General features: G+C 71.3%; 19 protein-coding genes. 12 read left to right on the top strand and 7 right to left on the bottom strand.

Annotated features, from left to right (window positions below):
- Positions 1-50 precede the first annotated feature (50 nt).
- On the top strand, positions 51-1346 hold the full coding sequence (locus B9W62_RS12115; protein ID WP_087807189.1) for an MFS transporter: 1296 nt from the start codon (positions 51-53) through the stop codon (positions 1344-1346).
- Here the strand turns inward: B9W62_RS12115 and B9W62_RS12110 are convergent.
- The gene (locus tag B9W62_RS12110; RefSeq protein WP_087807188.1) at positions 1289-2029 is read right to left on the bottom strand and encodes a PepSY domain-containing protein; all 741 of its coding nucleotides are present in this window, start codon (positions 2027-2029) and stop codon (positions 1289-1291) included. The two genes, B9W62_RS12115 and B9W62_RS12110, sit on opposite strands and share 58 nt — an antisense overlap.
- A 124-nt stretch (positions 2030-2153) precedes the next feature.
- Here B9W62_RS12110 and B9W62_RS12105 point away from each other — a divergent pair, with 124 nt between their 5' ends.
- Both B9W62_RS12105 and B9W62_RS12100 read left to right on the top strand, forming a co-directional pair.
- Entirely contained in the window at positions 2154-2822 is a 669-nt protein-coding gene (locus B9W62_RS12105; protein ID WP_087807187.1) for a response regulator transcription factor, read from the top strand.
- The gene (locus tag B9W62_RS12100; protein ID WP_087807186.1) at positions 2819-4261 is read left to right on the top strand and encodes an ATP-binding protein; all 1443 of its coding nucleotides are present in this window, start codon (positions 2819-2821) and stop codon (positions 4259-4261) included. The genes B9W62_RS12105 and B9W62_RS12100 overlap by 4 nt, the downstream gene beginning before the upstream one ends.
- A gap of 16 nt (positions 4262-4277) precedes the next feature.
- Here B9W62_RS12100 and B9W62_RS12095 read toward each other — a convergent pair whose 3' ends face one another.
- The 4 genes from B9W62_RS12095 to B9W62_RS12080 form a co-directional block, all read right to left on the bottom strand.
- Positions 4278-4754 carry a MarR family winged helix-turn-helix transcriptional regulator gene (locus B9W62_RS12095; protein ID WP_087807185.1) on the bottom strand — a complete coding sequence of 159 codons (477 nt, stop codon included), beginning with the start codon at positions 4752-4754 and terminating at the stop codon, positions 4278-4280.
- A gap of 101 nt (positions 4755-4855) precedes the next feature.
- Positions 4856-5632 carry an AIM24 family protein gene (locus tag B9W62_RS12090; protein WP_087807184.1) on the bottom strand — a complete coding sequence of 259 codons (777 nt, stop codon included), beginning with the start codon at positions 5630-5632 and terminating at the stop codon, positions 4856-4858.
- Positions 5629-6279: an AIM24 family protein gene (locus B9W62_RS12085; protein ID WP_059301495.1), complete on the bottom strand. Its 651-nt coding sequence runs from the start codon at positions 6277-6279 to the stop codon at positions 5629-5631. The genes B9W62_RS12090 and B9W62_RS12085 overlap by 4 nt, the downstream gene beginning before the upstream one ends.
- A 2-nt stretch (positions 6280-6281) precedes the next feature.
- A complete protein-coding gene (locus B9W62_RS12080) occupies positions 6282-6914 on the bottom strand; it encodes an AIM24 family protein (protein WP_087807183.1) in 633 nt (210 codons plus the stop codon).
- 185 nt (positions 6915-7099) lie between these two features.
- On the opposite strand from B9W62_RS12080, the gene B9W62_RS12075 reads away from it, so the two are divergent.
- The 5 genes from B9W62_RS12075 (at position 7100) to B9W62_RS12055 (ending at position 10546) form a co-directional block, all read left to right on the top strand.
- Positions 7100-7444 carry a DUF3817 domain-containing protein gene (locus tag B9W62_RS12075; RefSeq protein WP_087807182.1) on the top strand — a complete coding sequence of 115 codons (345 nt, stop codon included), beginning with the start codon at positions 7100-7102 and terminating at the stop codon, positions 7442-7444.
- Positions 7441-7734 carry an MTH1187 family thiamine-binding protein gene (locus tag B9W62_RS12070; RefSeq protein ID WP_030187368.1) on the top strand — a complete coding sequence of 98 codons (294 nt, stop codon included), beginning with the start codon at positions 7441-7443 and terminating at the stop codon, positions 7732-7734. Before B9W62_RS12075 ends, B9W62_RS12070 begins: the two co-directional genes overlap by 4 nt.
- 89 nt (positions 7735-7823) lie before the next feature.
- Complete coding sequence (locus B9W62_RS12065) at positions 7824-8333, top strand: MarR family winged helix-turn-helix transcriptional regulator (protein ID WP_087807181.1); 510 nt, start codon at positions 7824-7826, stop codon at positions 8331-8333.
- Between the two features lie 77 nt (positions 8334-8410).
- Positions 8411-8752 carry a DUF3817 domain-containing protein gene (locus B9W62_RS12060; protein ID WP_179235446.1) on the top strand — a complete coding sequence of 114 codons (342 nt, stop codon included), beginning with the start codon at positions 8411-8413 and terminating at the stop codon, positions 8750-8752.
- Between the two features lie 93 nt (positions 8753-8845).
- The gene (locus B9W62_RS12055) at positions 8846-10546 is read left to right on the top strand and encodes a coenzyme B12-dependent isobutyryl-CoA mutase large subunit (protein ID WP_087807179.1); all 1701 of its coding nucleotides are present in this window, start codon (positions 8846-8848) and stop codon (positions 10544-10546) included.
- 99 nt (positions 10547-10645) lie between these two features.
- Here B9W62_RS12055 and B9W62_RS12050 read toward each other — a convergent pair whose 3' ends face one another.
- The gene (locus tag B9W62_RS12050) at positions 10646-11281 is read right to left on the bottom strand and encodes a TetR/AcrR family transcriptional regulator (protein WP_087807178.1); all 636 of its coding nucleotides are present in this window, start codon (positions 11279-11281) and stop codon (positions 10646-10648) included.
- 269 nt (positions 11282-11550) lie between these two features.
- On the opposite strand from B9W62_RS12050, the gene B9W62_RS12045 reads away from it, so the two are divergent.
- From B9W62_RS12045 to B9W62_RS12025, 4 genes are all read left to right on the top strand, one after another.
- Positions 11551-12528 (top strand): tetratricopeptide repeat protein, encoded by a 978-nt coding sequence (locus B9W62_RS12045; RefSeq protein ID WP_179235445.1) that lies wholly within the window; start codon positions 11551-11553, stop codon positions 12526-12528.
- Between the two features lie 652 nt (positions 12529-13180).
- Complete coding sequence (locus B9W62_RS12035) at positions 13181-13813, top strand: DUF6230 family protein (RefSeq protein WP_087807176.1); 633 nt, start codon at positions 13181-13183, stop codon at positions 13811-13813.
- A gap of 117 nt (positions 13814-13930) precedes the next feature.
- A complete protein-coding gene (locus tag B9W62_RS12030) occupies positions 13931-14584 on the top strand; it encodes a DUF6114 domain-containing protein (protein ID WP_087807175.1) in 654 nt (217 codons plus the stop codon).
- A complete protein-coding gene (locus B9W62_RS12025; protein ID WP_179235444.1) occupies positions 14574-15983 on the top strand; it encodes a hypothetical protein in 1410 nt (469 codons plus the stop codon). The genes B9W62_RS12030 and B9W62_RS12025 overlap by 11 nt, the downstream gene beginning before the upstream one ends.
- Positions 15984-16085: 102 nt before the next feature.
- Here the strand turns inward: B9W62_RS12025 and pyk are convergent, their stop codons facing one another.
- Positions 16086-17516: a pyruvate kinase gene (gene pyk / locus B9W62_RS12020; protein ID WP_087807174.1), complete on the bottom strand. Its 1431-nt coding sequence runs from the start codon at positions 17514-17516 to the stop codon at positions 16086-16088.
- Positions 17517-17584 lie beyond the last annotated feature (68 nt).

The raw sequence follows: 17584 nt of genomic DNA, 5'->3' as shown, positions 1-17584 counted from the left end.
CGTCGCGCGCCTCGGCGTCCCCCCGTTGCCTCCCTCTGAGGAACTTTCGCGTGTCCACGCTCTCTCCGCGGCCCTCGTATGCCGTTGTGCTCCGTGTCCCCCATGCCCGCCGTACGTTCGCGGCCGCCCTCGTCGGGCGGCTGTCGTACGGCACGGTCTCCCTCGCCCTGATGCTTGCGCTGACCCGGTCCAGCGGGTCGTACGCCGTGGCCGGGCTGGTCATGGCGCTCTTCGGCGCCACGAGCGTCTTCCTGTCCCCCTACCGCGCCTCCCTCGTCGACCGGCACGGTCCGCGCCGGGCCCTGCTGCCCATGGCCCTGCTGTACGCCGTCCTGCTCTGCGCGCTGGCGGCGGCCTGCCGGCGTCCGGGCACGTCCGAGGCCGTCCTCGCGGTGACCGCCGCGTTCGCGGGCGCCTGCACGCCCCCACTCGGCCCCACGATGCGCGCGGTGTGGGCGGAACTGCTGCCCGACCGGGCCCTGTTGCAGCGTGCCTACAGCCTGGACGGCGTCGCCGAGGAGCTGCTCTTCGTCTCCGGTCCGCTCCTGGTCGGCGGCATCGTCGCCGTCGCGCCGCCGACCGTCGGCGTCGTGCTCAGCGCGGTGCTGGTGGCGGTCGGCACCCTCGCCTTCGTCACCTCGCCGGCGACCGCCGCGCTGCGTCCGGCGGGGCCGGAGAAGAACGAGGGCCCCGCTTCGAAGGGCCGTGCCGACGGGCAGGCCCGGGCGCTGTTGCAGCCCGTCCTCGTCGCGGCAGGGGTCGGCGTGTCGGTGAGCGCCGTCGACCTCCTCGTCGTGGCCTTCGCGGGAGAACGCGGCCTCGGAGACGGCGCGGTCGCCTGGGTGCTCGCGGCGCTGTCGGTGGGCAGTGCGGTCGGCGGTCTCGTCAACGGCGCCGTCGCCTGGAGTTCGCCCACCCGGGCGCGGCTCCCCTTCTTCGCGGCCGGGCTCGGGCTCTGCCTCGCCGCCGCGGGCCTCGCGCCCGGACTCGGCACGCTGGTGCCGGCCGTCATGTGCGCGGGCCTGTTCGTGGCCCCGGCGCTGACCACGGCGTACCTGATCGCCGACGAGAGCGTGCCGGCCGGTTTCCGGGTCCGGGCGGGCGCCTGGTGCAACACCGCGGTGAACGCCGGAAGTTCCGCCGGGGCCGCCGCCGTCGGGCTGCTGGTGGAGCGGTTGCCGCTGCCGGTGTGCTTCGCGCTCTCCGGCGCGGTCGCCGCGGCGGCGGCACTGGTGCCGGGGTACCGCCGCGGGGCGCCCCGGCCCGCCGCAGGGGCCGGAGGGGCCGCTCAGTCGTCGTCGGTGTCGTCGGAGCTGCCGGAGTCGTCGGCGTCGTCCGAGTCGTGAGAGCCGTGCGCGTCGTCCGAGCGGTCGGCCGTGACCTTGCCGGTCTTCGGGTCGACCCGCCAGTCCTGCTCACCCTTGCCGGAGGCGTGCGTCTCGACCTCCCAGGCGGGCTTGCCGTCGCCGTGGTCGCCGTCGTCGTCCAGCTCGACGGAGGTGACGGTGCCGTGTCCGGCCGCCGCCTTCGCCGCCTCGGCGGCGTCCACCGAGGTGCCCTTCAGGGCCGCGCGCACCTCGGCGGTGTCGTCCTCGTCGTCGTCCCGCTCCGAGCCCAGCACCTTGCCGGTGGCCGGGTCGACCCGGACGCTGTGCCAGGTGCCGTCGCCGGAGAGGACGTCGACCTCCCAGGCCGCGCGCTCCCGGCGGTCGTCCCCGTCGTCGTCCTCGTCGTCCAGTTCGGCGGAGACGGCCGTGCCCGGGGTGTCCGCCAGCGCGGCGGCGACGGCGTCGGCGGCCGTGACCTTCGCGGAGGCCGCGCCGGAGTCGTCGCGCCGGTCGTCGTCGGTGTCGTCGGCCTCGTCCCGTACGCCGTCGTCGTCCGACACGGTGACGGCCGAGGCGTCCGCGACGTCCGCGCGGGACGCCGTACCCCGGTCGTCGTCCCCCGTCGTCGCGAGGGCCGTCGCCGTACCGCCGCCGACCAGCGCGGCCGCGGTGACGGCGGCGATCACGATGTTGCGCTTCATGCTGTTTCCTCCGAGTCGTCCAGAGTCCCGTCGTTTTCGACGTGTTCACTGTCGCGGACCGACGCTGAGGCCAACCTGAAGCCGCCTGAAGGGATCTTCAGCTCGGCTTTGGGACCCTCTACCCATGCGCCTGTTGATCGTGGAGGACGAGAAGCGCCTCGCCGTGTCGCTCGCCAAGGGCCTCACCGCGGAGGGATACGCCGTGGACGTCGTCCACGACGGCCTGGAGGGACTGCACAGGGCGGGCGAGGGCGTGTACGACCTCGTCATCCTCGACATCATGCTGCCCGGCCTCAACGGCTACCGGGTCTGCGCCGCCCTGCGCGCCGCCGGGCACGAGGTCCCGATCCTGATGCTCACCGCCAAGGACGGCGAGTACGACGAGGCCGAGGGCCTGGACACCGGCGCGGACGACTACCTCACCAAGCCCTTCTCCTACGTCGTCCTCGTCGCCCGCGTGAAGGCCCTGCTGCGGCGGCGGGGGCAGGGCGCCGGAGCCTCGCCCGTGCACGTCCACGGCGACCTCAGGGTCGACACCGGCGCCCGCCGGGTGTTCCTCGGCGAGGACGAGGTCGCCCTCACCGCCAAGGAGTTCGCCGTCCTGGAGCAGCTCGTGGTGCGGGCCGGTCAGGTGGTGTCCAAAGCGGAGATCCTGGAGCACGTCTGGGACTTCGCCTACGACGGCGACCCGAACATCGTCGAGGTGTACGTCAGCGCGCTGCGGCGCAAGCTGCGCGCCGGGCTCATCCGGACCGTGCGCGGCGCCGGTTACCGGTTGGAGACCGGGCGGTGAGCCGCCTCTTCGGCTCGGTGCGGGCCCGTGCCACGCTCGCCGCGACCCTCGTGGTCGCCGTCGCCCTCGTCGCCGCCGGCACCGCCGTCCTGCTGTCCCTGCGCTCCAACCTGCTCGGCGAGGCGGGCACCCAGGCCGAGCGCTCGGCGCGGGAGGTGGCGACGGAGCTGGCCGTCGGGACGCCGTACGCGGACCTGTCGCTGGACGTGGACGACCGGCCGGTGCAGGTGGTCGACGAGGACGGTGCGCTGGTCGCCGCGAGCGAGGACCTGGAACGGATCAGCGGCACCGGCGTCGACCAGGTGAAGCCGCGGCCCGCCGCATCCCCGGACGGGGAGGACGACGACGCCGACGACGATGACGACTCCGGCGAGTCCCTCGAACCGGGTGAGATCGGCGGACGGATCACCGTCAGCGACGGCTCGGCGACCATCGACGGGGACACGGAGGACTACCGCTTCGCCGCCGTCCCGGTGAAGACCGACGACCGGGGCACGCTCACCGTCTACGCCGGTGCCCCGCTCTCCGCCGAACACGGCGCCGTGGACACCGCGCTGACCGTGATGCTGATCGGCTTCCCGCTGCTGCTCGCGGTCGTGGCGTGGGTGACCTGGCTGGTCACCCGGCGCGCGCTGCGCCCCGTGGAGGGCATCCGGCGCGAGATGGCCGCGATCACCGCCAGCGAGGACCTGGCCCGCCGCGTCCCGGTGCCGGGCACCCACGACGAGGTGGCCAGGCTCGCCTCGACCACCAACGAGACGCTGGCGGCGCTGGAGTCCTCGGTGGAGCGGCAGCGCGGCTTCGTCGCGGACGCCTCGCACGAGCTGCGCAGCCCGATCGCGTCGCTGCGCACCCAGCTGGAGGTGGCCGCCGCCCATCCGGAGCTGCTGGACCTGGACGGCGCCGTGGCGGACACCGTACGGCTCCAGCGGCTCGCCGCCGACCTGTTGCTGCTGGCCAGGCTGGACGCGGGGGAGCGGCCCGCCGAGGCCCGGGTCGACCTCGCGGCGCTCGCGCGGGAGGCGGCCGAGGGCCGGGCCGGGGTGAGCGTGCGGGGCGCCGAGGACCCGGTGAGCGTGGCCGGATCGCGGGGGCAGCTGGGGCGGGTCCTGGCCAATCTGCTCGACAACGCGCAGCGGCACGCCCGGTCGGCGGTGGAGGTGTCCGTACGGCGGGACGGGGACGCGGTGGTGGCCGCCGTGGCCGACGACGGCGACGGCGTGCCGGCGGCCGACCGGGAGCGGATCTTCGAGCGCTTCGTACGGCTCGACGCCGCCCGCAGCCGCGACGACGGCGGCGCCGGTCTCGGGCTGGCCATCGCCCGCGACGTGGCCGTACGGCACGGCGGCACGCTCACGGTGCACGACGCGCCGGCAGGCGGCGCCCTGTTCGAGCTCCGCCTGCCGGGTGACCGGGCCGGCACGGCCCGGGAGATGTGATTAGGGACTCAGGGGCTCAGGGACGTCCCCGCTGCCCGCGCAGGTGTTCCGCGATGGGCTTGAGCGCCTTGTCCAGCTCCGTCAGGTCCTCCGGGGCCAGCAGGTCGATGAAGTGCCTGCGGACGGAGGCCACGTGGTGCGGCGCGACCTTCCGCATCGTCTCCATGCCGTGCTCGGTGAGGACGGCGAAGAGCCCGCGCCGGTCGGACTCGCAGTTCTCCCGCCGGACCAGGTTCGCGTTCTCCATGCGGGTGATCTGGTGGGACAGGCGGCTCTTGGACTGCATCGTGGCAGTGGCCAGGTCGCTCATCCGCATTCTGTCGCCCTCCGACTCGGAGAGGTTCACCAGGATCTCGTAGTCGTTCATTGTCAGGCCGAACGGTTGCAGGTCCTTCTCGAGCTGGTGCGTCAACAGCCTGTTGACCTCCAGGTGGGTGCGCCAAGCACACTGCTCCGTATCGGTCAGCCAGCGAGTGGCCGTCTCGGTCTCCATGAATGAAGTCTACCTAAAAGGTTGAAAGGTGAACTAGTGAGGGGTTTTCCGTGACGGTGACGGTGCGCACGCGTTCGATGTCACACTCCGCAGATTACCGCTCACAGCCCGAAGCGGCGCTGGAGGTCTCCCAGCTGTCCGGGAAGCCCCGGTGCTCCGGACCGGCCTCCCGGCGCTCCGGAAGGCCCGCCTCCGGGTACCCCCGCCTGCTGCGGAGGAGTCCCCACGGACTGCTCCGCCATCAGCGTCTCGCTCGACTGCAGCAGCACCGTGCCGGCTCCCACGAACTCGAACTGGTGCTCCTCCCCGGAGGCCCCGCCGAGCCCCGTCATCGCACGTAGACCGCCCAGTAGACCGGTCATGTACCCGTGGTCGTAGTGGTGGCACGGGGACGGGCAGTCGGCCCAGCCGACCAGGGCCTGCGGGTCGACCCGGACCGGCGGTTCCACGAACACCACCGGACCGTTCGACGCGGCCACGAACTTTCCGGTTCCGATCAGCGTCAGGAAGCCCGGCACGATCGACTGCTTGAGCGCGAGGCTTGGCTGAAAAGCGAGCAGGTTGCCCGAGCGAATGGTCAGGTTGCCGTCTTCGAGGTCGTAGGAATTCACGTCGAAGGCCCGGTCGGCGAGGAGCATCTTGCCCGAGCCCTCCGCCACGACCCAGTCGCTCGCGTGCAGAGGCGAATGGAACGACGTGCGCACCAGACGGTCCAGCCGGCCGTGCCCGATCCCGTTGAAATCGATCGTCCCGTAGTAGGCGATCATCTTCCCCTTTTGCAGGAACCACTGGCTCCCCTTGAGCTCCACGCAGAAGGTGTACGGGTTGACGTTGTCGTCGGCCGGCAGCGTCGCCGGGTCGTGGTGGACCGTGCTCACAGCTTCTCCTCCGACGCCTGGACGAACACCGTGCCGCTGCCGCTCAGCTCCAGCTGGAACGCCTCGCCGGAGCCGCGCCCCACCATGTCCCGCCAGCCCAGGGCCGTGGACAGCTTGTTGCGCACGTCGCCGTGGTGGGCGACGTAGGCCTGCGGGTCGACGCGCACCGGGCGCTGCGGGGTGATGGGCACCTCGAAGACGCCGCCGTGGGCCATCACCGCCACCGAGCCGTGGCCCTTCAGGGACGTGGTGAACAGCCCCTGCCCGCTCACCTGGCCCCGCACCATGCCCATGACGCCGCCCTGCGAGCCGAGGAACACCGTGCTCTGCTCCAGGGTGCCCTCGAAGGCGAGGAGGCGGTCCGCCTCCACGTAGAGGGTGTCGCCCGACAGGTTGATCACCTGGACGTGGTGGCCGCCGTGCCCGAAGAACACGGTGCCGCTGCCCTCCACGGTCATCAGCGGGGTGTCCTCGTTCGCCACCCGGCGGCCGATCATCGACATGACCCCGCCCTGGCCGCCGCGGAGATTCGGGGTGAAGGACACCTCGCCGCGGTAGGCGAGCATGGCACCGCGCTGACTGAACAGCCGCTGCCCGGGTGCGACGGTCGCCTGGACCATCTTCGAATTGATCTCCTGGAAGGCCATGGTCAGACGTCTCCCGCGATCGTGTTCCGCTCGCTCGGCTGCACGTACACCAGTCCGTCGCCCTCGAAGCGGATCTGGAAGGCCTCGCCGCCGCCCTCCCCGAACAGGGTGCGGAAGGTCACACCCGACTGGAAGGACTGCCGCAGGTTCCCCTGGTGCGCCACGTACGCCCCCGGGTCGACGGTCAGCGGGTACTGGGCGCTGACCCGCAGCACCACCGCGGGCCCGTCGGACATGATCGCCGCCTGCCCGTGCCCCTCGATCGTCGTGGTGAACAGCCCGTTGCCCTGGGAGGCGCCGCGCGTGCCCGTGAAGCTGGTGCCGGTGCGCAGTCCGGCGTCGGCCGCCAGGAAGTTGCTCGACTCGACGTACAGCTTGTCGCCCTGGAGACCCACCAGGGTGATCTCCGAGGCCCGGTCCGCGAACCAGCAGGTCCCCTGCCCCCTCACCTCCATCACCGTCATCTGCTCGCCGGTGATCCGCCGGGTCACCATCCCCCGGAGGCCCTCACCACCGCCGCTCAGCTTCTTGAAGGCCATCTCCCCGTCGTACGCGACCATCGAGCCGTTCTTCGCCTTCACGGCGTCCGAGGTCAGGTCGACGGCGAGGACCTTGCTGCCTTGAAGTCGGAACATCGCCACGCTGTGAAAGTAGCCCCGCCACGGGTGGACAGAACAGGGCCCACGGGTGGAGACCGACCCTGAGTCCATCCCTTGGGGCATTGTTTGCCACAATGGGCGAACGATTGTGCTTCCGTTCACAAGGCGGACCGCACACGCCACCCGCGCCGTCAGCGACTCCCTCCCACCGAAGGTGACCCGTGGACCTCAAGACCGCCACCGCCCTCCGCCGCCTCCGCCTGGTCTCGGCCCCCGAGGCGATCTCGTTCCTCCTCCTGCTCGTCTGCTCGGTCCTGAAGCGGACCACCGACTTCAACGCGGTGCCGGCGATGGGCATGATCCACGGTGTCCTCTTCGTGCTGTACGTGATCTTCTGGGCGGACGCCTGGAACCGCGCCAAGTGGCCGCTGAAGACCGCCGCCCTCTACTTCGTCCTCTCGGTCCTGCCGACCGGTGGCTTCTTCGCCGACCGCAAGCTCAAGCGCGAGGCCGAGACCGCGGTCATCGCCTCCCGCGCCCGCCAGGAAGGGATCGTCAACGCATGATCGTCGCCTTCTCCGTGACGCCGCTCGGCGTCGGCGAGGACGTGGGGGAGTACGTCGCCGACGCCGTCCGGGTGGTCCGCGAGTCCGGGCTGCCGAACCGCACCGACGCGATGTTCACGTCCGTCGAGGGCGAGTGGGACGAGGTCATGGACGTCGTCCGGCGGGCCGTGGCCGCCGTCGAGGCCAGGGCGCCCCGGGTCTCCCTGGTCCTCAAGGCGGACATCCGCCCCGGCGTGACGGACGGCCTCACGTCCAAGGTCGAGACGGTCGAGCGCCACCTCGCCGGATGAGCGCCCGGCCGGCACCCCTGCGCGGTCGGTGGTATCGAAGGGCGAGACGGGGCTGACCGGCATGTGACCGGCCGGTAAGGTCTCTTGCCGTGCCGAAGCCCCTCAGTCTCTCCTTCGATCCCATCGCCCGAGCCGACGAACTCTGGGCACAGCGCTGGGGCGGTGTGCCCTCCATGGCGGCGATCACCTCGATCATGCGGGCCCAGCAGATCCTGCTGGGCGAGGTCGACGCCGTGGTCAAGCCGTACGGGCTGACGTTCGCGCGGTACGAGGCGCTGGTGCTGCTCACCTTCTCCAAGTCGGGCGAACTGCCGATGTCCAAGATCGGCGAGCGCCTGATGGTGCACCCCACCTCCGTGACGAACACCGTCGACCGGCTGGTGCGCTCCGGTCTGGTGGCCAAGCGCCCCAACCCCAACGACGGCCGCGGCACCCTGGCCACCATCACCGACAAGGGCCGCGAGGTCGTCGAGGCGGCCACCCGCGACCTGATGGCGATGGACTTCGGCCTGGGCGCGTACGACGCCGAGGAGTGCGGGGAGATCTTCGCGATGCTGCGGCCGCTGCGGGTCGCCGCGGGGGACTTCGAGGAGGACTGAGCGCGCGGGCCGGCGGGCCCGGCGAGTCGCCCGACCCGGTCGAAGATCGCGCGAAACGGGCGGTTACGCTCGGAGCCATGAAAAAGAGCGTGCTGACCCGCTACCGGGTCATGGCGTACGTCACCGGTGTGCTGCTGATCGCGCTGTGCCTCGGCATGATCGCGAAGTACGTGCTGGATCTGGGCGGCGCCGCGGACTTCACCCAGGTCGTCAGCATCGCCCACGGCTGGCTGTACGTGATCTACCTGGTCTTCGCCTTCGACCTGGGCTCCAAGGCGAAGTGGCCGGTGAAGAAGCAGCTCTGGGTGCTGCTCGCCGGGACCGTTCCGACCGCGGCGTTCTTCGTGGAGCGCAGGGTCACCCAGGAGCTGGACGCGAAGGCCGCCGCCGCCGAGGCGCCCGCCCCCGTCAAGGCGTAACCGGCTCCTCGCGGGCCGTCCCACCGCCGTACGGACACCCGTACGGCGGTACCCCATCGACATTTACTTGGACGTCCTAGTAAATTCGAGGGTATGGACGCTCACGCCATAGAGGAGGGCCGCCTTCGCTGGCAGGCCCGGTACGACGCGGCGCGCAAGCGCGACGCGGACTTCACCACGCTCTCCGGAGACCCCGTGGAGCCGGTGTACGGGCCCCGCCCCGGGGACGAGTACGAGGGCTTCGAGCGGATCGGCTGGCCGGGCGAGTACCCCTTCACCCGCGGCCTGCATCCGACCGGGTACCGAGGGCGTACGTGGACCATCCGGCAGTTCGCCGGGTTCGGCAACGCCGAGCAGACCAACGAGCGCTACAAGATGATCCTCCGCAACGGCGGCGGCGGGCTCTCGGTCGCCTTCGACATGCCGACCCTGATGGGCCGCGACTCCGACGACCCGCGCTCGCTCGGCGAGGTCGGGCACTGCGGCGTCGCCATCGACTCGGCCGCCGACATGGAGGTCCTGTTCCAGGACATCCCGCTCGGGGACGTGACCACCTCCATGACGATCAGCGGGCCCGCCGTGCCCGTGTTCTGCATGTACCTGGTCGCCGCCGAGCGCCAGGGCGTCGACGCGTCGGTGCTCAACGGCACGCTGCAAACCGACATCTTCAAGGAGTACATCGCGCAGAAGGAGTGGCTCTTCCAGCCCGAGCCGCATCTGCGCCTGATCGGCGACCTGATGGAGTACTGCGCGGCCGGCATCCCCGCCTACAAGCCGCTCTCCGTCTCCGGGTACCACATCCGCGAGGCCGGTGCGACGGCCGCGCAGGAGCTGGCGTACACCCTGGCGGACGGCTTCGGGTACGTGGAGCTGGGGCTCAGCCGCGGCCTCGACGTGGACGTCTTCGCGCCCGGCCTCTCCTTCTTCTTCGACGCGCACCTCGACTTCTTCGAGGAGATCGCCAAGTTCCGCGCGGCGCGCAGGATCTGGGCGCGCTGGATGCGGGACGTGTACGGGGCGCAGACCGACAAGGCGCAGTGGCTGCGCTTCCACACCCAGACCGCCGGTGTGTCGCTGACCGCGCAGCAGCCGTACAACAACGTGGTCCGTACGGCCGTGGAGGCGCTCGCGGCGGTGCTCGGCGGCACCAACTCCCTGCACACCAACGCGCTCGACGAGACCCTCGCCCTGCCCAGCGAGCAGGCCGCCGAGATCGCCCTGCGCACCCAGCAGGTGCTGATGGAGGAGACCGGCGTCGCCAACGTCGCCGACCCGCTGGGCGGTTCCTGGTTCATCGAGCAGCTGACCGACCGCATCGAGGCGGACGCGGAGAAGATCTTCGAGCAGATCAAGGAGCGGGGGCTGCGGGCCCACCCCGACGGGCAGCACCCCGTCGGCCCGATCACCTCGGGACTGCTGCGGGGCATCGAGGACGGCTGGTTCACCGGCGAGATCGCCGAGTCGGCCTTCCGCTACCAGCAGGCTCTGGAGAAGGACGACAAGAAGGTGGTCGGCGTCAACGTCCACACCGGCTCCGTCACCGGCGACCTGGAGATCCTGCGGGTCAGCCACGAGGTGGAGCGCGAGCAGGTGCGGGTGCTGGGCGAGCGCAAGGCCGCCCGCGACGATGCGGCGGTGCGGGGCGCCCTGGACGCGATGCTGGCGGCGGCCCGCTCCGGGGGCAACATGATCGAGCCGATGCTGGACGCGGTGCGGGCGGAGGCGACGCTCGGGGAGATCTGCGGGGTGCTGCGGGACGAGTGGGGGGTGTACACGGAGCCGGCGGGGTTCTAGCTGCCGGAGCCGGTGCGGGCGTCTCCAGGGGGCTCCGCCCCCTGGACCCCCGGACTATGCCCACCCACCACCCGACTCGGTCGGCCGAGAAGTCAGCCGTCAGCCGTCGGCCGGCTCGGTCGGCTGTGAGGCCAAGCCCCACAGCAGTACCTGCGTCAGACCGCGTACCCACTCCTCGTTCGCGGTCTCCGCGCTGACCAGCGTGCGGTGCACCACCGCTCCCGCGACCATGTCGAAGATCAGGTCCGCGGTGCGCGCCGCCTCCGCCGCGTCCGGCTCCGGCGGCAGCTCGCCCCGGGCCTGGGCCCGTGCCCTGCCCTCCAGCACCAGGCGCTTCTGCCGCTCGACGATCGAGGTGCGGATGCGCTCGCGCAGCGCGTCGTCCCGCGTGGACTCCGCGACCACCGCCATCAGACCGCTCCTGGCCTCCGGACGGGCCAGGATCGCCGCGAACTGGAGCACCACGCCCTCGATGTCGGCGGCGAGGGAGCCGCGGTCGGGCAGCTCCAGCTCGTCGAAGAGCTCCGCCACCGCGTCCACGACCAGCTCGTTCTTGCCCGCCCAGCGGCGGTACAGCGTCGTCTTGGCAACCCCGGCCCGCGTGGCGACGTCTCCCAGGGTGAGCTTCGACCAGCCGAGATCCACCAGGGCGGCCCGCGTCGCGGCCAGGATCGCGGTGTCCGCCGCGGCACTGCGCGGGCGCCCGGCACGGCCGGCGGGGGTGCTGCTCTGCATCCCCCGACCTTAACCGGCGGGTAACACGCGGTCCCTCGTGAGACAGATCACCGGGGCGGGGTGTCGCGACGGGCCCTCCTGGCATTACGCTACGACGCGTAGCGAAAGCGCGGGTCCGCCCGCGCCCCAGCGACGACCACGGGCGTGGGGTGGGGACCCGGCGCCGAGCAGGACGTACATCGGGCAGTACACAGGCCGAACAGCACACATCCGGGCGGGCTTTCGACCCGGTTTTCACACGCGCGCGCCGTACGGGGGAGGATAGACCCATGCAGCCACGGAACATGTCCATGAGCGGGGTCGTCGACCTCGCCGCGGTGAAGCAGGCCCAGGAGGCCAAGGCCAAGGCGGAGCAGGCGCGCGCCGAGGCGGCCCGGACCGGCGGCGCGGGCGCCGTCTCCCCGGCCGACCTCGTCATCGACGTCGACGAGGCCGGCTTCGAGAGCGAGGTTTTGCAGCGGTCCACCGAGGTCCCGGTCGTCATCGACTTCTGGGCCGAGTGGTGCGAGCCCTGCAAGCAGTTGAGCCCGGTCCTGGAGCGGCTCGCCGTCGAGTACAACGGGCGCTTCCTCCTCGCCAAGATCGACGTCGACGCCAACCAGATGCTCATGCAGCAGTTCGGCGTCCAGGGCATCCCCGCCGTGTTCGCGGTCGTCGCCGGACAGGCGCTGCCCCTCTTCCAGGGGGCCGCGGGCGAGCAGCAGATCCGCCAGACCCTGGACCAGCTGGTGCAGGTCGGCGAGGAGCGGTTCGGCCTGACCGGTCTCGTCGTCGACCCCGAGGCGGAGCCGGGCGCCGAGCGGCCCGCCGCCCCCGAGCGTCCGGCCGGTCCGCACGACGCGGCCCTCGATGCCGCCGTGCAGGCGATGGACGCGGGCGACCTGGGCGGTGCCGTCCAGGCCTACAAGAACGTGCTGGCCGAGGAGCCGGGTAACACGGAGGCCAAACTGGGCCTGGCCCAGGCCGAGTTGCTCCAGCGGGTGCAGGACGCCGATCCGCAGAAGGTCCGTCAGGAGGCGGCCGACAAGCCGGGCGACGCCCAGGCGCAGATCGCCGCCGCCGACCTGGACCTGGTGGGCGGCCACGTGGAGGACGCCTTCGGGCGCCTCATCGACACGGTGCGCGTCACGGCGGGCGACGACCGGGACGCCGTACGGCTGCGGCTGCTGGAGCTGTTCGAGGTGGTCGGCGCCGACGACCCGCGGGTGGCCGCGGCGCGCCGGGCGCTCGCCCGCGCCCTGTTCTAGGCCGCTTCCGGTCCGGCGCCCCCGATCGGTGGTCTAAACGCCGTGGACGTGTTGCGCGTGTGAAGGAGCTGTCGAAGAGGCGTCACTGCGGCCGCGCTTTGCCAAAACTTGGTAATCGCGGCCGCTGTTACTGCCAGTAAGTCAGTGGCGCCGATCTGTCGGACTCTGTCCATCGATCAATAGTTTTGTTCCGCCCTCAGGGCACACCCAGCGTCGCCGTTCGGGCCCGGTGCGTCGTCCCGCAGTCGCCCGCCCGCTACTAGCCAGTAACGAACCCCCTTGTGTCGACGGCGAGAATGCACCACGATCGGCGACGCTCGGTCCATTCCCGTACCCCGACAGCCGGTCGGGTGGCGGGGGTTCCTGGGTCCCCACCGAGCAGGGTCGGCGGCAGTGATGCCGGCCCTTGGGCAGGGGGGTCTTCGCTCATCCGGCGAAGCCTGTCCAGCAGGGTTGTGCGTGATGCGTGTCAGGCGCGACCAGTGGTTGTCGCTCGGGGGTGATCGCCGGTTATTCGGGCGCGTTGTACGTGCCGCCGAGTGCGGGCGCTCTCCTTCCCGAGGACGTAGCACTTCTCCCATCCCTGCCAGACCGGACCGCCGAACCGGCGGTCGGCCGAGGCCAGGAGATGTACGTCCGAGAAGGAGGAAATATGGAGTCCCAGGTGCGTGGCGGGACCAGATGGAAGCGGTTCGCTGTGGTGATGGTGCCCAGCGTCGCCGCCACGGCTGCGATAGGCGTCGCGCTCGCGCAGGGCGCTCTTGCCGCGTCGTTCAGCGTGTCGGGTCAGTCGTTCAAGGTGACGGCGGACCGCCTCGACGGCACCGGCTTTATGCAGTACGGCGCGATCGACTCGGGCTACACGCTGAAGGGCGAGAAGACGGCTCACCCCGTCGCGGTCTCGGCGTTCAAGTCCGCGCAGATCAAGAACATGTGCCAGTCCGTGGTCACCCCGGACATCCCGCTGATCGGTTCGGTCAGCCTCATGCTGAAGGCCGGCGGTGGCGACACCCCGGTCAAGGCGGAGAACCTGTACATCGACGTCGAGGACCTCGAGGCCGATGCCACGTTCCGCGGCATCGACATCGGTGTGGCCGCCAAGGACGCCAACAAGGGTCCCGGCATCAAGAAGGGCGACACCACCAACCCCTTCGGGTTCTCGCAGCAGGCCGACTCGGCCACGCTGACCGGTGTGAAGCAGACGGCGTGGGCGACCACCGCCGGAACCTTCAAGCTCAGCGGTCTGAAGATGTCGCTGTCCAAGGGTGTCAAGGAGTGCTACTAAGCACTCGCTGACGGGCGGGGGAGCCGGTGGCGCCCCCGCCCGTCCACTCTCCGGCCGCGCCTTCACACGCGGCCCGCATCTCCACCACAGCAAAGCCGTACCAGGGAGCTGTTTTCCATGAGCGCCGAGACTCCTGCCGCAGCCGGCCAGTTCACCCGCCGGAGGCTGCAGTTCCGTGCCTGGCGAGGCGCGCGGCCGTTCTGGGCCGGACTGTTCGTCGCGCTCGGCGGACTCCCCATCGCCTACTTCCCGTACGCGAACCTCCAGATCGGCCACCTGACGCTGGCGATGTCCACCACCGCGGGCGCCGGGTCCCTGATCATCGGCGTGCTGCTGATCGTCCTGGGCATCAGCCTGTGGTTCCAGAAGCACGTCCGGGTCTTCGCGGGCGTCGCGGCGATCCTGCTGGCGCTGGTGTCCCTCCCCGTGTCCAACCTCGGCGGATTCCTCATCGGCTTCCTGTTCGCGATGGTCGGCGGGGCCATGGCCGTGTCGTGGGTGCCGGGCGAGCCGCCGCGGGCCGAGCCGCCGCTGGAGGGCAAGGGCACGGACGGCGCGCCCGAGGGCGCGGTCCCCGGTACCGCGGCCGACGGCACCGCGTTCCCCGGCTTCCCGGAGCCCGGGACCCAGGCGTCCGGCCCCGCGGTGCCGGGACCGCGGGGCGGGCTGGACGACGGGGAACCCTCCCAGGCCTTCACGGCACCGGGGGCGCACGATCTGTCAGGAACGAGCCCGGCCAACGGGGCGAACGGGAGGCACAGTGCCGGCTGACGAGGTGACCCGCGGGACTGACGTGGAGTCGTCCCGTGTGAGAACCGGGCCGCGCCACGCGGCACCCAAGAAGCCGTTGTTCACCAGGTTCCACATGCCGGCCGGCAAGGCGATCGCCATCGCGGCGATGCCCACGGCCGTCCTCATGGGGATGGGGTTCACGCCGACGCTCGCCCTCGCCGACGGCAACGACGCGGCGCCGCCCTCCAACAGCCTGACGGCCGACGAGTACAAGGACTGCGTGGCGGCCCTGGAGGACGCCGAGAAGGACCCGTCCGAGTCGCCCACCCCCTCGCCCTCGGCGAGTGACGGGGCCGAGGACGGCAAGGACGACGCGAAGGAGCCCGACCCCTCGGCCTCCACCGGGGACACCGGCGCGGACGCGGGCGAGGACACCGGCTCGGACCAGGGCGACTCCTCTTCGTCGGATTCAGGTTCCGACGACAAGGGCGCCAAGGACGAGCAGGACGCCCCCGCCCCGAGCCCCTCCGCGTCGCAGAGCCAGGAGGCGTCCGGTCAGAGCGCCGCGGAGCCCTCGCCCTCCGAGTCGGAGGACAAGGGCGGGCTGCTGGACGGCCTCGGCGACGCCATCGAGGGCATCTTCACCGGCGGCAAGAAGGCCGAGGAGAGCCCGAGCCCCACGCCGACCCCGTCGGCGTCCGAGAGCGCGGGCGACGCGTCCGACGCGCTGAAGGACACGACCGACACGGTCACCGACACCGCGAAGGACACCGTCGAGGGCGCGACCGACACGGCGTCGAAGGCGGCCGAGGACACCAAGGAGACGGTGGACAAGGCGGCCGAGGCGGCCAAGGAGGCGGCTCAGAAGGCGAAGGAGGACGCGGCGAAGGCCGAGAAGGACGCCACCGCCACGCCCAGCCCCAGCGCCTCCGAGAGCGCCGACGAGGCCGCCAAGGACGCCGACGACTGCCCGGTCGCCACCGACGCGGAGGGCGGCGTCGACAACCCGCTGCCGCTGCCCGACGACCCGTGGTACCTCAACGCCAGCTCGCTGCTGCTGAAGGGCGCCTCCTACAAGGGCGTCGTCGAGGTGAGGACGGCCAACGGCACCACCAAGAAGGTGCTGAAGTACGTCATCTCCAACGGCACCGACATCGGCGACCTGCACCAGACGGTGAAGGACGAGCAGGCCGGCAAGACGTACCACGTGCAGGCGGCCGAGGGCTCCACGTCCACGATCCGCGACGGCGAGACGGTGATGTACACCGAGAGCATCTCCGGCAACCTGCTGGGGCTGATCCCGATCACCTTCGACCCGGAGCACCCGCCGCCGCTGGACATCCCGCTGATCTACTTCACCAAGGTGACGGTCGTGCAGGCCGGCCAGTTCGGCGGCACGCTCCACATCCCGGGGCTGCACCAGTACACGACCGACTGAGCGGGCCCGCGCGCTCCCTCGCTCGGAGCCGGAGAACGCACGAGGGCGCCCCCTGTCGCAGGGGGCGCCCTCGACGCCGTACGGCCGCCGGGTGCGGGGCGGTCAGCCGCGCCGCGTCTCGCCCAGGTGGAGGACCCGCACCATGTTGGTGGTGCCGGACACGCCGGGGGGCGAACCGGCGGTGATCACGACGGTGTCGCCGTCGCTGAACCGGCCGAGGCGGGCCGTCTCCTGGTCCACCAGGTCCACCATCTCGTCCGTGGTGTTCACGAACGGCACCACGTGCGGCTCCACTCCCCAGCTGAGCGCCAGCTGGTTGCGGGTGGACTCGTCGGTGGTGAAGGCGAGGATCGGCTGGGCCGCGCGATAGCGGGAGAGCCGGCGGGCGGTGTCGCCGGACTGGGTGAAGGCGACCAGGCCCTTGCCGCCCAGGAAGTCGGCGATCTCGGCGGCCGCACGGGCCACCGAACCGCCCTGCGTACGCGGCTTCTTGCCCGGCACCAGCGGCTGGAGGCCCTTGGAGAGCAGCTCCTGCTCGGCAGCCGTGACGATCTTCGACATCGTCTTGACGGTCTCGATCGGGTAGGCGCCCACGCTCGACTCGGCGGACAGCATGACCGCGTCGGCGCCGTCCAGGATCGCGTTGGCCACGTCGGAGGCCTCGGCGCGGGTCGGCCGGGAGTTGGTGATCATCGACTCCATCATCTGGGTCGCCACGATCACCGGCTTGGCGTTGCGCCGGCACAGCTCGATCAGGCGCTTCTGCACCATGGGGACCTTCTCGAGCGGGTACTCGACGGCCAGGTCGCCACGAGCGACCATCACGCCGTCGAACGCCATCACGACGTCCTCCATGTTGTCGACCGCCTGGGGCTTCTCCACCTTGGCGATCACCGGGACCCGGCGGCCCTCCTCGTCCATGACGCGGTGCACGTCGGCGACGTCCTTGGCGTCCCGGACGAAGGAGAGGGCGACCAGGTCGCAGCCCATGCGCAGCGCGAACCGGAGGTCCTCGACGTCCTTCTCGCTCAGCGCGGGGACGTTGACCGCCGCGCCGGGCAGGTTGATGCCCTTGTGGTCGGAGATGACACCGCCCTCGATGACGATCGTCTTCACCTGCGGACCGTCGACCTCGGTGACCTTCAGCTCGACGTTGCCGTCGTTGATGAGCACCTGGTCGCCCTTGGTGACGTCACCGGGCAGGCCCTTGTAGGTCGTGCCGCAGATCGTCCGGTCGCCCGGGACGTCCTCGGCGGTGATGGTGAACTCGTCACCGCGCACCAGCTCGACGGGACCCTCCGAGAAGGTCTCCAGGCGGATCTTCGGGCCCTGGAGGTCGGCGAGGACACCGATGGCGCGGCCGGTCTCCTTGGCGGCGGCCCGGACCCGGTCGTACCGCCCCTGGTGCTCGGCGTGGGTGCCGTGGCTGAAGTTGAAGCGGGCCACGTTCATGCCGGCTTCGATCAGCGTGACGAGCTGCTCGTGGGAGTCGACCGCGGGGCCGAGAGTACAGACGATTTTCGAACGGCGCATGGGTGCCATCCTATCGGTTTGTTTCGGCGCGGAATATTCCGTCTGGCGGAAAATACAAAAGGGCGGGA

Source organism: Streptomyces sp. CS113 (assembly GCF_002188365.1).
Taxonomy (GTDB): Bacteria; Actinomycetota; Actinomycetes; order Streptomycetales; family Streptomycetaceae; genus Streptomyces; species Streptomyces tendae.
This window is presented reverse-complemented; position numbering and strand designations above follow the sequence as displayed.